This window comes from Pseudemcibacter aquimaris (genome assembly GCF_028869115.1).
GTDB classification, from domain to species: Bacteria; Pseudomonadota; Alphaproteobacteria; order Sphingomonadales; family Emcibacteraceae; genus Pseudemcibacter; species Pseudemcibacter aquimaris.
The window spans coordinates 266,050-281,880 of record NZ_CP079800.1 but is presented as its reverse complement, the minus strand read 5'-3'; the positions used below and the strand labels follow the sequence as shown (position 1 = coordinate 281,880).

Annotated in this window: 14 protein-coding genes and 1 pseudogene; 7 read left to right on the top strand and 8 right to left on the bottom strand. The window is 41.5% G+C overall.

Annotated elements, in window-relative coordinates:
* Nucleotides 1–50: 50 nt before the first annotated feature.
* The 3 genes and pseudogenes from metH to KW060_RS01285 form a co-directional block, all read right to left on the bottom strand.
* A pseudogene (gene metH / locus KW060_RS01300) lies at nt 51–3,756 on the bottom strand (methionine synthase).
* The gene (metF, locus tag KW060_RS01290) at nt 3,749–4,666 is read right to left on the bottom strand and encodes a methylenetetrahydrofolate reductase (protein WP_249036670.1); all 918 of its coding nucleotides are present in this window, start codon (nt 4,664–4,666) and stop codon (nt 3,749–3,751) included. Before metF ends, metH begins: the two are co-directional and overlap by 8 nt.
* Before the next feature lie 30 nt (nt 4,667–4,696).
* Nucleotides 4,697–5,635 carry an ArsR/SmtB family transcription factor gene (locus tag KW060_RS01285; RefSeq protein ID WP_249036669.1) on the bottom strand — a complete coding sequence of 313 codons (939 nt, stop codon included), beginning with the start codon at nt 5,633–5,635 and terminating at the stop codon, nt 4,697–4,699.
* Between the two features lie 211 nt (nt 5,636–5,846).
* Between KW060_RS01285 and KW060_RS01280 the strand changes: the two genes are divergently transcribed.
* The 6 genes from KW060_RS01280 (at nt 5,847) to KW060_RS01255 (ending at nt 9,965) form a co-directional block, all read left to right on the top strand.
* Nucleotides 5,847–6,380 carry a hypothetical protein gene (locus KW060_RS01280; protein WP_249036668.1) on the top strand — a complete coding sequence of 178 codons (534 nt, stop codon included), beginning with the start codon at nt 5,847–5,849 and terminating at the stop codon, nt 6,378–6,380.
* Between the two features lie 8 nt (nt 6,381–6,388).
* Nucleotides 6,389–6,922 carry a tetratricopeptide repeat protein gene (locus KW060_RS01275; protein WP_249036667.1) on the top strand — a complete coding sequence of 178 codons (534 nt, stop codon included), beginning with the start codon at nt 6,389–6,391 and terminating at the stop codon, nt 6,920–6,922.
* Between the two features lie 203 nt (nt 6,923–7,125).
* Nucleotides 7,126–7,875 carry an MlaA family lipoprotein gene (locus KW060_RS01270; protein ID WP_274757308.1) on the top strand — a complete coding sequence of 250 codons (750 nt, stop codon included), beginning with the start codon at nt 7,126–7,128 and terminating at the stop codon, nt 7,873–7,875.
* A gap of 97 nt (nt 7,876–7,972) precedes the next feature.
* A complete protein-coding gene (locus KW060_RS01265; protein ID WP_249036665.1) occupies nt 7,973–8,551 on the top strand; it encodes a hypothetical protein in 579 nt (192 codons plus the stop codon).
* Between the two features lie 223 nt (nt 8,552–8,774).
* A complete protein-coding gene (locus KW060_RS01260; RefSeq protein ID WP_249036664.1) occupies nt 8,775–9,296 on the top strand; it encodes a tetratricopeptide repeat protein in 522 nt (173 codons plus the stop codon).
* A gap of 132 nt (nt 9,297–9,428) precedes the next feature.
* A complete protein-coding gene (locus KW060_RS01255) occupies nt 9,429–9,965 on the top strand; it encodes a tetratricopeptide repeat protein (protein WP_249036663.1) in 537 nt (178 codons plus the stop codon).
* A 29-nt stretch (nt 9,966–9,994) separates the two neighbouring features.
* Here KW060_RS01255 and ettA read toward each other — a convergent pair whose 3' ends face one another.
* From ettA to KW060_RS01230, 5 genes are all read right to left on the bottom strand, one after another.
* Nucleotides 9,995–11,674 carry an energy-dependent translational throttle protein EttA gene (gene ettA / locus KW060_RS01250; RefSeq protein WP_249036662.1) on the bottom strand — a complete coding sequence of 560 codons (1,680 nt, stop codon included), beginning with the start codon at nt 11,672–11,674 and terminating at the stop codon, nt 9,995–9,997.
* Between the two features lie 127 nt (nt 11,675–11,801).
* Nucleotides 11,802–12,560 (bottom strand): class I SAM-dependent methyltransferase, encoded by a 759-nt coding sequence (locus tag KW060_RS01245; RefSeq protein ID WP_249036661.1) that lies wholly within the window; start codon nt 12,558–12,560, stop codon nt 11,802–11,804.
* Nucleotides 12,561–12,635: 75 nt separating this feature from the next.
* Entirely contained in the window at nt 12,636–13,103 is a 468-nt protein-coding gene (locus tag KW060_RS01240) for a methyltransferase family protein (protein ID WP_249036660.1), read from the bottom strand.
* A gap of 29 nt (nt 13,104–13,132) precedes the next feature.
* A complete protein-coding gene (locus tag KW060_RS01235) occupies nt 13,133–14,884 on the bottom strand; it encodes an amidohydrolase (protein ID WP_249036659.1) in 1,752 nt (583 codons plus the stop codon).
* A gap of 15 nt (nt 14,885–14,899) precedes the next feature.
* Complete coding sequence (locus KW060_RS01230; RefSeq protein WP_249036658.1) at nt 14,900–15,364, bottom strand: GAF domain-containing protein; 465 nt, start codon at nt 15,362–15,364, stop codon at nt 14,900–14,902.
* A 222-nt stretch (nt 15,365–15,586) separates the two neighbouring features.
* Here KW060_RS01230 and KW060_RS01225 point away from each other — a divergent pair, with 222 nt between their 5' ends.
* On the top strand, nt 15,587–15,817 hold the full coding sequence (locus KW060_RS01225; RefSeq protein ID WP_249036657.1) for a hypothetical protein: 231 nt from the start codon (nt 15,587–15,589) through the stop codon (nt 15,815–15,817).
* Nucleotides 15,818–15,831: the final 14 nt, after the last annotated feature.

Genomic DNA, 15,831 nt, shown 5'->3' with positions numbered 1-15,831 from the left:
CTGATGAGTAGCATTTTATAGAAGAAAATAAAATCCCGCAAGGTTATAGATTAATTTCGCGAATACCCAAGGTTCGGCGCAAGCCATCTTTCGACTAGATTTAAGTCTATATCTTTACGGTTTGCATAATCCTGAACCTGATCTTTAGAAATTTTACCAATGCCGAAATACTGACTTTCCGGATGGGCAAAATAATAACCGCTAACCGATGACGCGGGTAACATTGCCATACTATCAGTCAGATCAATACCCGCATTCTGACGCGCATTCAGCAGCGCAAAAAGACCCGTTTTTTCCGTATGATCCGGACATGCCGGATAACCCGGTGCCGGGCGAATTCCACGGTATTTTTCCTTGATCAGTTCTTCATTACTGAAATTCTCGTCACTTGCATAACCCCAGAACTCTTTTCTGACGCGTTCATGCATTTGTTCCGCGAACGCTTCCGCCAGTCTATCTGCAAGTGCTTTTAACAAGATGTCGTTATAATCATCATGCTTGCCTTTAAAGAGTTCCAGCTTTTCATCAATGCCGATACCTGCTGTTACCGCAAATCCACCGAAATAATCATTGATGCCTGTTTCTTTTGGTGCAATGAAATCTGCAAGACACATATTGGCTTTACCACTTCGTTTTTTCATCTGCTGACGGATGAAATGAACCGTATCGATCACTTCGGATCTATTTTCATCGGCATAAAGTTCAACATCATCGCCAATCGAATTCGCACCCCAAAAACCAATCACCGCTTTGGCTTTTAGCCATTTTTCATCGACAATTTTCTGAAGCATGGCTTCAGCATCACGGAAAAGTTCCGATGCGCTTTCACCAACAACATCATCGGTTAAGATCGCAGGATAATTACCGGCCAGTTCCCAAGTACGGAAAAACGGCGTCCAATCAATCCGGTTCACCAAATCGCCCAGATTATAATCATCGAATGTTTTTAGTCCGGTGAAAGTTGGTTTTTCCGGAACATACCCATTCCAATCGACCTTGAACTTATTGGCGCGCGCCTCGTCAATTTTGATCTGATTATCTGATTTATCACGGTTTTCATATTTTACGCGCATGTCATGATATTCTTTGGCGACTTCCTGTTGGAATGACACTTTCGTGCTTTCACCAAGCAGCTGCCCAGCAACACCAACGGCGCGCGATGCATCAAGTACATAAACAAGCGGCCCTGTATAATTCGGGGCTATTTTTACGGCTGTATGAACTTTTGACGTGGTTGCACCACCAATAAGCAACGGAATGTTCATTCCTGTGCGCTGCATTTCAGCGGCGACCGTACACATTTCTTCGAGGGACGGTGTAATTAGCCCTGAAAGACCAATCATATCGACATTTTCTTCACGTGCTTTTTGCAAGATATCCTCGCACGGTACCATCACACCCATGTCGATCACTTCATAGTTATTACATTGAAGCACCACACCAACAATATTTTTACCGATGTCATGAACGTCACCTTTTACCGTCGCCATAAGGATTTTACCGTTGGATGAATTTGCTTCACCATCGACCTTTTCTTCTTCAATAAATGGCAACAGATAGGCAACAGCTTGCTTCATCACCCGGGCTGATTTCACCACCTGTGGCAAAAACATCTGACCCGATCCAAACAGGTCACCAACCACATTCATTCCGTCCATCAACGGCCCTTCGATCACGGAAAGTGGGCGGTCTGCTTGCTGACGTGCTTCTTCGGTATCCTCATCAATAAAGGTTGTGATTCCTTTCACAAGCGCATGGGTCAAGCGTTCATTGACAGTACCATTTCGCCATTCTAGGTCTTCTTTTTTAACCTCACCTTTTACGCCTTTATATTTATCGGCGATTTCAAGCAAGCGATCCGTGGCATCTGGACGACGATTGAGAATAACGTCCTCAACATATTCACGAAGTTCATCCGGAATTTCAGAATAAACAGTCATCATACCCGCATTAACGATCCCCATATCCATGCCCGCTTGGATGGCATGATATAAGAACACACTATGCATGGCTTCACGAACCGGGTTATTACCACGGAACGAGAATGAAACGTTACTCACCCCGCCCGACACATGACAGTGTGGTAGGTTATCCGTAATTTTTCGTGTGGCTTCGATAAAATCAACACCGTAATTATTATGTTCTTCAATGCCTGTTGCCACCGCAAACACATTGGGGTCAAAAATAATATCTTCCGGCGGAAAACCAACCTTATCCACGAGCACACGATATGATCTTTCACATATTTCATATTTGCGGTCTAACGTATCAGCTTGTCCCGTCTCATCAAATGCCATTACAACTGCAGCTGCACCATAACGTTTGATAAGCTTGGCTTGCTCAATGAAATTTTCTTCCCCTTCTTTTAAGGAAATACTATTCACAACCGCTTTACCTTGAATACATTTAAGCCCAGCTTCAATCACGGACCATTTGGAACTATCGACCATGATCGGAACGCGTGAAATATCAGGTTCTGACGCGATCAAGTTCAAAAACTTCACCATCGCCGCTTCACTATCCAGCATGGCTTCGTCCATATTGACGTCGATGATCTGTGCGCCTGCCTCAACTTGTTGGCGGGCGACATCAAGGGCCTCGTCATATTCACCATTTAGAATAAGACGTTTAAATTTTGCCGATCCGGTAACGTTAGTTCTTTCCCCAACGTTTATAAATACACCTTGTCTTTTTGTCATATTAGATCACCTTAAACGCTTCAAGGCCACTCAGGCGCATATGGGGTTCAACGACCGGTATTTTGCGTGGTGCAATATTTTCCACCGCATCGCAAATAGCTTTAATATGAGCAGGTGTTGTACCACAACAACCACCAAGAATATTCACGAGGCCGCTCTCGGCCCATTCTTTCAAATGCGCCATCGTTTCTTCTGGTGTTTCATCATATTCACCCATTTCATTGGGTAATCCTGCGTTTGGATGCGCGGAAATATTCGTGTCAGCAACTTTTGCAATTGACGCGACATGCTGTCTTAATTCCTGTGCACCAAGCGCACAATTAAATCCAACACTGATTGGATCCGCATGTCTTACGCTATACCAAAATGCCTCTGCGGTTTGTCCGGAAAGGGTCCTGCCTGACGCATCGGTAATGGTTCCGGAAATCATGATCGGAAGTTTAACACCTTTTTCTTCAAACACCATTTCCACAGCAAAGATTGCAGCTTTGGCATTTAACGTATCAAAGATGGTTTCGATTAAAATAAGATCCGAACCACCATCAACAAGTCCCTCTGTCGCTTCTTTATAAGTATTTACCAGTTCATCAAAACTGATGTTTCTGAATGAAGGATCGTTCACATCCGGCGATAGTGATGCTGTTCTTGATGTTGGGCCAAGCACACCCGCAACAAAACGAGGTTTATTCGGCGTTAAAGCTGTATATTCATCTGCGGCTTTTCTTGCAACTTCTGCGCATGCTTTATTTAGATCATAAACCACATCTTCCATTTGATAATCGGCCTGTGAAACATCAGTTGCGTTAAAACTGTTTGTTTCAATGATATCTGATCCGGCCTCAAGATATTCTTTATGAATATCACAAATGGCATCTGGCTGCGTAATCGCCAGAATATCGTTATTTCCTTTGATTTCCTGATTGATATGCTTGAAACGGTCACCGCGAAATTCTTCTTCGGTAAACTTTTTCGCTTGGATCATTGTCCCCATGGCACCATCAAGAACCAAAATTCTGTTCTTAAGCGCATCTTTCAGTAATTGTGTACGATCAGTCATTTGACCCTCCTTGTGGTCTAATGCCCAGAATATGACAAATAGTATATGTCAGATCAGATCTGTTCAGGGTATAAAAATGATAATTCTTTACTCCGCCCTGATAAAGACGCAAACATTGTTCAGCCGTCACCATTGATGCCACATGGCGTCTGACATCATGTGCGTCTTCAAGACCATCAAATAATCTTTCTAGCCAAGTTGGCACAGATGTACCGCATCTTTCAGAGAAATTCTTGGCCATTTTAAAATTCGTAACCGGCATAATGCCTGGCACAATTGGAACATCAATGCCTGCCGCCAAAACCTTATCCATAAAGCGGAAATAAATATCCGTATCAAAGAAATACTGCGTTATAGCGCGGTCTGCTCCCGCATCAATTTTTCGTTTCAGGTTATCAATATCCGCATTGACATCAGCACTATCTGGATGCATTTCAGGATAAGCAGCAACGGAAATATCAAAATCACCGATTTTCTTTAATCCGTTCACAAGGTCGGCCGCATTTTCATAACCACCGCTGTGGGGTTCATAGGCCTGACCAATTTTTGGCATATCACCACGAAGAGCAACAATATGACGAACACCCGCATCCCAGTATGCGCGCGCCACTTCGTCGACTTCGTCTTTTGTTGCGCCGACACATGTTAAATGCGCCGCCGGCGTAAGTGACGTTTCATTTAAAATACGTTCAACAGTACTATGTGTTCGTTCACGCGTACTGCCGCCCGCACCGTACGTTACAGAAACCATAGACGGGTTAAGCGGTTCAAGTTTTCTAATACTTTGCCATAACGTTTCTTCCATTTTGTCCGTTTTAGGGGGGAAAAATTCGAACGAAACGTCAATATCCTTTGCTGTCGCGGCAAATTGACTTGGTCTAAGCAAGTCTTCCTTTTGATTATTATTCATAATTCTTTCTTTAGTATATTCTGGCTATTTTTATTTCTTAGTGGCAACCCAAATGGCGATATCCAATTCGCTGCCCTTCATAATCTCAGTGGATTTAAGGTTTAATCCTGTTAATGAACACCAGTCCTGAACTTCTGATTTTGAGAACCCTAGTCTTCTATGGGCATATTCCTCACGTAATTTTTCAATTTTATGAGGAAGAAAATCAACAATGACCACACGACCATTTGGTCTTAAAATTCTGGCCGTTTCTTTAATCGCCGCCAGCGGGTCATCAGCAAAGTGTAACACTTGGTGGAAAATAACCAAATCCATTGCTTGATCAGGTAATGCAAGATCATACATATCACCCTGTCTTACCTGCATATGGTTTATGCTCTTTTGCTCAAGATGCGATCTGGCTATAGCAAGCATTTCTCTGCTTAAATCAATTCCTACGCCGGACGTCGCATTCTGAGAAAAGAGCTCAAGCATTCGTCCGGTTCCCGTGCCAACATCAAGCATTTCTTCAATTTGCATATCTTTTGTAACTTTCAAAAGATACTCTTCAACCTGTTGCTCGGGAACATAAAGTGATCTGATTTGATCCCAGTTTGCGGCATTATCGTTAAAATATTCAGCGGCTTTTCTGTCTCTTTCGCGCTTAACCTCAGAAAGGCGTTCTTGATCATGTTGTAAAATCTGATCATCATAAGGCATAAAATCCAAAATGGATTTCACCAGTTTTGACTGTTCTTTTCCTTCTGAAAGGCGATAAAAAATCCAAGTCCCTTCACGGTGGCGTTCTAAAAGACCCGCTTCACATAATAACCTAAGATGTCTTGAAATTCTTGGCTGGCTTTGTCTAAGGACCGATACAATTTCCGTTACCGTCAGTTCACCACTTTTAAAAAGCGCAAGAATACGCAAACGGGTTTCTTCACCCGCGCCCTTCAATGCATGTAATAATTGGTCCAAAGTTAATGTCATAAGAATCACTCTATAAAAATCATAAAGAAATATATAAAGATATCTTTATATAAAGTAAATAACATTATTGTGATCGTTTAGCGATCTAATGTGAATTGATTATTCCGGGTGAGTGATTATGTAATAGTTAACGAGAACGGAGTAATTATAAATTCCTGTATAAGGTGGGTATAACAAACATTTTACAGGTAACAAGACAGAGGATTATAAAATGACTAACATAAAACAAAAAGCAATAGCTCTGGGCGCTGCAGTACTTCTTGGAATTTCTGCATTACCTGCCAGTTCAGTGGCCCAAACTGCAACAGAAGCATGGACAGGCGCAATTCCCGGTGACACAATTTATTTTGGCACTGATGACAATCTGGTAAGAATTCGCGGCATGTTAAACAATGGTGATATTGATAGAGCCGTCGTTTTTGCCAGTGAATATGCAGAATCATTCGAAGAAAACAAGCGTTCCGGCAAAACATCCCCAAGACGTTATGACGCCTATAATGCACTTTGCTTGGCATTATCAGCACAAAAAAATTATGATGCTGCAAGAGAAGCATGTGATGAAGCAATTAATGAATCACCAGAGCGCTGGATGGCTTATAATAGCCGTGGTTCTTTAAATCTTAAGTCCGGCAATGCCCGTGCAGCCGCCGAAGATTATAGAAAAGCACTTGAATATGCACCGGATACAGGTGATATTAAGGCGATTCTAGAACATAATGTTCAGTTGGCACAAAGAGGTAATTAATATTAAGTATGCCGAATTTAAGTAAAATATCATTCGTACTTAGCATGGCCTTAATGGTGACTTTCGCCACCGTTAAGGCTAATGCCCAGGAATATGAGCCATGGACAGGAACCGTAACAGGTGCCACCATCCATCTGGGCAGTCATGATACTTTAAGCAACATTCGCCGCATGATAAATGCCGGCAGAACGGCTGAAGCCGTACTTGAATCCAAAAAATTCATCGCAAGTTTAAACACGAATACCCGTTCAGGGGTTACGCACCGTTATTTATATGATGGTTATAATGCCTTATGCATTAGCCATACCGCCCATAAAGAATTTGATGAGGCCCTAAAAGCTTGTGATCAAGCCATTGAACATACACCTGCCCGTTGGCAAGCCTATAACAGTAGAGGCTCACTGAATTACAAAACTGGTAATTTTGCAAATGCCCTTAATGATTATAGATCCGCGCTTGAAAACGCACCTGATGCGACGCATATCAGACGTATCATCGAACATAACATCAGAATTTCTGAAGCACGCGTTACTGAAAATTAAGATCCGTAATTTTTCATATATCCAATCATAGGCAGATTATATATTATAAATGAATAAATTTCTTATTCATTCATTGAATATTCATATATGAATGATTACATAGCCATTGAAATTCATTAACGGACAAAAGAACAAAAATAATGCTGTCATTAAGAAACAATAAAATTACAGAATATTTTTTTAGATTCTGTATGCTCATCTTAATGATATTATTTGTTTCCGCCTGCGCAAAGCGCCCACCTGAAACTGATATTGAAGCGCGCCTTGTTTATGACGAAGCCAATGACCCGCTTGAGCCTATGAACAGAAAAATATTTGCTGTTAACATGTTCTTTGACCGCACGATCGTGGAACCAACCGCACGACTTTACCGCATGTGGGGTCCACCTGATATTCGTGATGGTATTTCAAACTTTGTGACCAATTGGCGCGAGCCTGTGACATTCGTTAATGATGTTCTACAAGCTGAACCGAAGCGTGCTAGGAATTCCATATCCAGATTTGCCATCAATTCAACATTCGGCATCCTTGGTTTATTTGATACAGCATCCAAATGGGGCATTGAAGGTCATAACGAAGATTTCGGCGAAACATTTGCCGTTTGGGGCGCTCCGGAAGGTCCGTTCTTGATCCTGCCTTTACTTGGCCCATCCAATGCACGTGATTTCACCGGCTTTATGGTCGATTTCTTTTATGATCCGGTCAGTCTTTGGCTTGCCCATAAAAACTGGACTTATGTCAGATATGGAAGATTGGCTCTTCGCGGCCTAATCTACCGTGAAGAAAATCTGGAAACCCTTGATGATTTGAGTAAATCTTCAACGGACTTTTACGCCACAATGCGCAGCAGTTATCGCCAGCTTCGACTTTATGATATCAACAATGGTGATCTAGACACCAGTAACGAAGATGACCTGTTTGACGAAGAATTCGACGACGAATTTGAATTCTAATCATATTTATTCTTGTTTTTTAAAAACTTTTGCTCTTATTATGTTGCCAATTATAAGAATAAAAGGGTTTCAGGTAGATATTTGAAGGATCAATAGTATGACAGATATTACCGAAACGGAAAGTTACGAACAAAAACGCAAGCAAGCCATTAAAGCCAGCCGCACAATGCTGTTGATGCAATGGCCTTCTTATACTGTTCTAGGACTAATCGGCATTATATTACCTATTTTAGGAACCGTAGATGAAACTGCACTTATCGGTACTATTCTATTAATATGCGGCATGACACAACTGGTGATTTTAGCTAAATATGGCATTAATCCAGGGTTTGCATGGCGCTTTACCGTTATGCTGATCACATTCATTGCTTGTTTCCTTATACTGACTGGCGCGTTATCTGATTTATTCACAACGGAACAAATTCTTGGCGGTTATCTTGCCGGAACCGGCGGTTATATTGTTATCGAAGGACGTTATTCCTTTTCAAGCCGTCATATTGAAAGTGTCGTTTATTGCGGATATTTCGCAGGTGTCATGGGATTAATGCTCTTTACAGGATGGCCTGATCTTATTTGGTGGACCCCTGCGGTAGCCCTTAGCTTATATCTGTTGGCACTCGGACATACAGCGCGAGTTTTCATCTATAAAGAAAAATCCGCGCAAAATACTCCCTAAGTAATAAGCTCCGTTAATTAGCGAGATAGATTCGAACTATTTTAAGGTTTGGAAGTACTTTTAAATCTTAAAACACACTTTATAATAAATAATATTCTATTAAATTCTAATTATAGTTTTATTTTACACCTTATAATAGCATTTATTCATTAATAAATTGACTCTACGCTTGTAATATTATACGTCTTATAGTCACATCTCTTCATCGCTAAAGGGGAAAGTCATGAAACTATCATATATTATTAGCATTATGCTTGCTGCTGCATTGATGACGGAACTATCATCAGCACAGACATTATCTACATCAACTGGGCGAACCAATGGCATCACAATTGAATATAACAACAACAATTATGATTCCCTCAAAAAAATGCGCTCACTTATTATTGAAGGCGAGTACGACAATGCTGCTAACCGCGCCATTAAATTTATCCGCAATAACGAAGGAAATGAACGTAACGGCGTTGAGAAAACAGTCTATCTAAAAGAGGCATATAACATCCTTTGTGTCGCTTCGACTTCACTGGGTAAACTTGAATATGCTATGGATGCTTGCAACAGATCGTTACAATTAAGCCCAAATCATTGGGAAAGCCTTAAAAATCGCGGTGTTATTCATTATTTAAAAAATGATTACGATAAAGCGCTTGCTGATCTTAAATTAGCTCATCAAAATTCACCAAGCGATAAAATTCGAGAGGGATTGGCCCAGAACGTTTCTCTTGTAGAATCTAAATTAAATTAGAACCCATGATATGCCAGTAATGCTAGCATATCTTTTTCGTACAATCACAATAAGTTGATTTGCATTTGATGAAGAGCTAAATTATTTTCAAAATACCAACATTAACTTTTAACCCTAGGGGGGGCATTTTCAATGTTTAAACTATCTAAGAAACTATATCTTTCAATTGTTTCACTGCTGTTTGTATTTTCTGTAGCAGAAATTGCAAACGCACAAAGTTTAGCCACATCAACTGGTCGCACAAACGGTGTAACCATGGAGTTTAGTAACAATAATTATAGATCTCTTAAGAAGATGAGATCTCTTATGATGGAAGGCAAACATGAAAAAGCAGCTGACCGTGCCATTAAATTCATTCGCAGCAGCGAAGGAAACGAACGCAATGGTGTGGAAAAAACAGACTATGTAAAAGAGGCTTATAACATCCTTTGTGTCGCTTCAACTTCACTAAGAAAAGTTGAATATGCGCTTGATGCATGTAACAAGTCGATCGCCTATAACCCAGATCATTGGGAAAGCTTAAAAAGCAGGGCGACACTTTATTTCATGACACAGGACTTTGAAAAGTCACTTGCTGATTTCAAACTAGCGCATGAAAATTCACCGAACGATGAAATTGGTAACGTGCTCGCACAGAATATCTCTGTGGTCGAAAGCAAGCTTCAGTAATTTCAAATCATCTGATGCGCTAGGATTTCCTAGCGCGTCAATTTCTTATATTGCATCTTGGTCGGACGATCGGCTGCATCACCAAGTCTTCTACGACGATCCGCTTCATAATCTTCGTAGTTTCCTTCGAACCATTCAACGTGTGAATTTCCTTCGAAAGCAAGAATATGTGTCGCAATACGGTTTAGGAACCAGCGATCATGCGAGATGATAACGGCACAACCAGCGAAATCTTCAAGTGCAGCTTCAAGTGCAGATAATGTTTCCACATCAAGATCGTTTGTCGGTTCATCGAGCAGCAATACGTTTGCTGGCGTTCTAAGCATTTTTGCCAAGTGAACACGGTTTCTTTCACCACCAGAAAGCTGCCCCAGACGTTTTTGCTGATCCGTCCCTTTGAAATTAAACTTACCGACATATCCGCGCGTCGGTACTTTACGGCCATTGAAATCAAACACATCAAGACCATCTGAAATCTCTTCCCAAACCGTTTTGTTATCATCAAGGCCATCACGGCTTTGATCCACATAACCAAGAAGAACCGTTTCACCCACTTTAAGGCTTCCGCCATCCGGCTGTTCCTGCCCAGTTATCATTTTAAAGAGTGTTGATTTACCGGCACCGTTTGCACCGATGACACCAACAATACCACCAGGAGGTAGACGGAAATCCAAATCTTCGATAAGTAAACGATCACCAAAGCCTTTATTCAATTTTTCGGCTTCAATCACATTACCACCAAGGCGTGGTCCCACCGGAATTTGAATTTGTGCTTCACCGTTGCGCCCCTCTTCAGCAGCCGCTAGCAAATCATCATAGGCCTTAATACGGGCCTTACTTTTTGCCTGACGCGCTTTTGGTGATTGCTGGATCCATTTAAGTTCGCGTTTCATCGTACGCTTGCGGGAAGCCTCCATACGCTCTTCTTGAATAAGACGTTTTTGCTTATGCTCAAGCCAATCGGAATAATGCCCTTCGTAAGGAATGGCGCGGCCACGGTCCAGCTCAAGTACCCAGTTCACAACGTTATCAAGGAAGTAACGATCATGGGTTACGAGAATAACAGTACCTGTGTATTCTTTAAGGTGGTTTTCAAGCCATGAAACAGATTCCGCGTCCAAATGGTTGGTTGGTTCGTCAAGAAGTAGAATTTCAGGTTTTTCAAGCAACAAACGACATAATGCCACACGGCGCTTTTCACCACCGGAAAGAACCGTTACATCCGCATCTTTTGGCGGGCAGCGAAGCGCTTCCATCGCAAGCTCAACACGGCTATCCAGATCCCATGCATCAGCGGCATCGATTTGATCCTGCAACTCACCTTGACGGGCGATCAAGTCATTCATTTCATCATCTGACATTGGTTCAGCGAATTTTGCACTGATCGCGTTAAATTCATCAACAACGGCTTTTAATTCACCCATACCGTCCATGACGTTCTCAAAAACGGTTTTATTAGGATCAAGTTGTGGTTCCTGCTCAAGGTATCCAACACGTACACCTTCTGCGGCCCAAGCCTCACCGACATAATCGGTATCAATACCGGCGATGATTTTCATCAGCGTGGATTTACCGGCACCGTTAACACCGATAATGGCGATTTTCGCATCTGGAAGGAACGATAGTGTAATATCACTAAATGTTGGTTTTGCACCTGCGTAAGTTTTTCCTACGCCCTTCATTACATAACTATATTGATAGGAAGCCATTTTGTTCTCTCAAATCCTTAAATAAATTTGGCTCTATATAACGCACTCACGCTCGTGTTAGCAATGATAAAAAAATCCCCCTACCATCAAGCAGGGGGATTTCACAAAATCTGAATTTTATTTTCACTTATGGATTTGTGAATTTCATGACAAATCTGCTTGTTTTACCGCGTACTGCAGGATCGAAAACAGATTTCGTTGGATCATCGGTTGTATTTTTCAGAACATCCAATTCACCGGCAAAATTAAAGCCTGCTTTTTCCATTTCACGCACTACAATCGCAGAATCAATGCGGTGAACGGTAGTACCTGTTGTGCTTGGCGCACCTTCAACTGCCTGATGATCAATAACAGCCATAACGCCGCCCGGCTTTAGTGCCTTTTTATACATGGCAAGAATACGGTCCACATCAACATCAAAACGATCAAAGTAAAAATCGTGGAAGTTTTGAATGAGGAAAACATAATCAAGTGAATTTTCCTTCACATCCAGACTATTAAAGCTCGCGTAAATCGGAATAACATTATTCATATGTTTGCTTTTACGGATATAGGCTGCATATTCGTTATCCGGATCCATACCGGCGTTTGGGAACATATGCGCAATAACACGGCCATTTTCACCAACAACACCCGCAAGAATTTCTGCGTAATAACCGCCATTTGATACCATATCAAGAACGGTATCACCGGCTTCTACGCCCATAAATTTAATCACGTCACCCGGTTTACGTGCGTCGTCACGTGAACTATTTGATTCCATACGGTTCGGATTATTTAATGCGGCATCAATATTTGCGTCGCCCGTTTGTGCAAATGCATTTGCACCTGATATAAGCCCGGCCGTCGCACAGATTAATAATGATTTCAGGATTTTATTATTCATATTAGGTCCTCCAAAATATAATATTTTACCGCCCTTCGCGGTAAGAATACCAAATTTCAAAGGGGTATTACAGCTTTAAATCCAGCGCCTTACCTTTTTCTTATAGGAACGGTATTCATCGCCGAACTTCTCTTCCAGATAAGCTTCTTCTTTTTCAATCACGGCTTTATTCAAGAAAACGATCAAAGGGGCAGACATGATAAATATCCAGGCCTTATCAAAATACACTGCCGCAGCCATCAACCAAATAAGCGCGCCAAGATAAATAGGGTTTCTCGTATAACCATAAATACCAGAAGTATAAATATTATGGGTCGGTGCATGCACGCTTGGGCTTTGTTTATCTTTGGCAAAATTTTTCATGCTTAGAATTGCTATGATGACACCAAGAATAAATAAAAGGATACCTGCTGTTCCTGTCGCCCCTTCAAATCCAAAAGAAAGAGGAAAGAAGTAATCAATACCAAGTCCGATTAAAGCTGCAATAATATAAAACACCGGTGGGTGCATTATGATTTTTGCATGGTCCTGATTTTCATCCATTCTTTCCTCCTGATATATGGTTCATATATTTATTTCTGGTAAAGGATATCCCCGCCAACAATAGTCATAAGAATATTACCATTAAACAGTTCTGCCGGATTTTGATTTCCAACATTCAAGACATCCATATCAACAACTGTGATATCCGCCCATTTGCCAGTTTCCAGTGTTCCTGTTTTCTCATCCAGATGCGATGCATATGCAGCACCAATTGTATAACCACGAAGTGCTTCTTCAGCGGTTAGCTTTTCATCCGGGAACCACCCTTCGCCTGCTTCTAGTTCTTTACTTTTACGGGTGATTGCTGAATGCAAGCCATAAAAAATATTCCAGTCATAGCCCATCAAGTCAGAACCAAACGAAAGCGGTACATTATTCCTGCGGAATGTACGCCACGCATAAGCACCTTTGGCACGTTCCTCACCAACGCGGTCAACTGTCCATAGTTTGTCTTCAGCAACAAACGGTGGCTGTACAGCAGCGACAATGTCTAGTTCGTCATAAAGTTTGAAATCATCAGGATGCACCACTTGTGCATGCTCAATACGGTGACGGTTCTTTTGAAGCTCAGGATTCTTCGCATAATTATCACGGAAGAAATGAAGAACTTCGCGGTTTGCACCATCGCCAATCGCATGAATATTCACCTGAAAACCGGCTTGTACCATTGCACCGATTTCTTTAACAAAGAAACCGTAATCAACACCTGCAACACCATGATGACCAGGCTGATCGGCATATTCTTCGATCATTTTAGCGCCCCTTGCACCAAGCGAGCCGTCATAATATCCCTTTACGGAATTGATAAACAGCTTGCCATTTTCATAATGTTTTGGTCCTTGCGCACGCCATTTTTCCATTTGTTCTTTATCGCGTCCACTGATCATAGCGTAAACACGGATTGGCAACGTATCATCTACTGCAAGCGATTCATACGCATCCATCATTGGCGTATTTACACCGGCATCATGAATTGCAGTAAATCCGCTGTCTGCCATCGTACGCAGACCATTTGTCAGGCGACGTTTCCATTGCTCAAGATTTAGTTCCGGAACAACATTACGGTAAAGCGTCACACCACGGTTTCTTACTTCGCCTGTCGGTTCACCATTTTCATCACGAACCATAATACCACCGACCGGGTCTTCTGCGCCCTTAACAATACCGGCTTCAATCATCGCAAGCTTATTTCCATATGCGGAAAAACCTGTTGCGCCATCAACATATACCGGATGATCCGGAACAGCTTCAGAAATGATTTTATAAGTTGGCTTTTTATCAGCCCATTTACCCTCATCATATCCACGGGCAACAATCCATTCCCCTTTCGGGATATTGTTTTCTGCAATAAACCTTACGACACGTTCTGCCACTTCTTCTTCAGTTTCTACGCCGAATAAATCTACATTATCAAATGTAGCGCCAAGCTCACCAATATGTGCATGGCTATCAACGATACCCGGAAGGGCATATGCCCCCTTTAAGTCAACAACTTTGGTCGAAGAATTCTTATAAGCGGCGATTTCCGCCGATGTACCAACGGCAAGGATATTACCGTCTTTAATCGCAACCGCTTCACCGTCCGGCGTCCATGTCCCATTACTATATGGCGCATTTGCTGCCGGCACCCCTTCAACGGATGGCTCATCCCATGATAATGAATAAACATGTCCGTTCATCAAGATCATATCTGCCGCTTCAACATCTGGAGTTGCGGTTTGTTCAGAACCACAAGCAACCAGCCCCATTGATATTAAAATTGTCCCTAATTTTTTTATCATTTTCTCTGCTCTACTTTATTTTTTAAATACATTATTGATAATTTTTTCCAACCATAACTGATCGATGCTATCAAAGGTAGAAATTTTTGTACTATCCACGTCAAAAACTGCGATCAGTTCGTTATCCTTATTAAAGACAGGTACAACGATTTCGGAATTCGTCTGACTATCGCAGGCAATGTGCCCTGGAAATTCATGGACATTCTCGACGATTTGGGTTTCACCCGTTCTGGCTGCTGCCCCACAAACACCACGGTCATATGAAATCCTTAAACATCCTAATGTCCCCTGATATGGTCCAACCACCAGTTCTCTTTCCTTTTCTGGATCGACAACATAAAAGCCAGTCCAGAAATAATCTTCAAACGCAAGATTAAGAAGACAGCTGACCGTCGCCATATTGGCAATCACATTATTTTCACCATCTGTGACAGCCAATATTTGCTTGTATGTCTGTTCGTATACTGATTCTTTTTGCATGGATATAACACCTATATAACACTGTTTGGCCTTATATATAACACCTATCCATCCAAAATGGGTAAAAAATTAATTCAATTAACTATTTGTTTTTAAACGATAATATTATTGCATTAGAAAAACTTACCTGATTAGTGTTGACATTTTTCGTTTTAGTGTTATATATAACTACAACACTTGAACACCGAAACACACGAACACTTGAAACAAAGGAATCGAAAAATGTTTAACTTATATGCAGATGCAATTGACCAAGATGGTTTCATGGGTCTTGTTAGTAAAAACACAAATGAAATCTCTGAAAGCGATATAGAGAAAAGCAACAGCATCATTGCAAGCTTTGCAATTGCCAGTCTTTTACTTGTATCCGTCATGGTAAACGGTGCACAGTCACAAAAACTTGTTGAGCTAGAGCAATTAGCATCCATCGGATCATATTCATCAATTGTCTAAGGACATCGAAACAC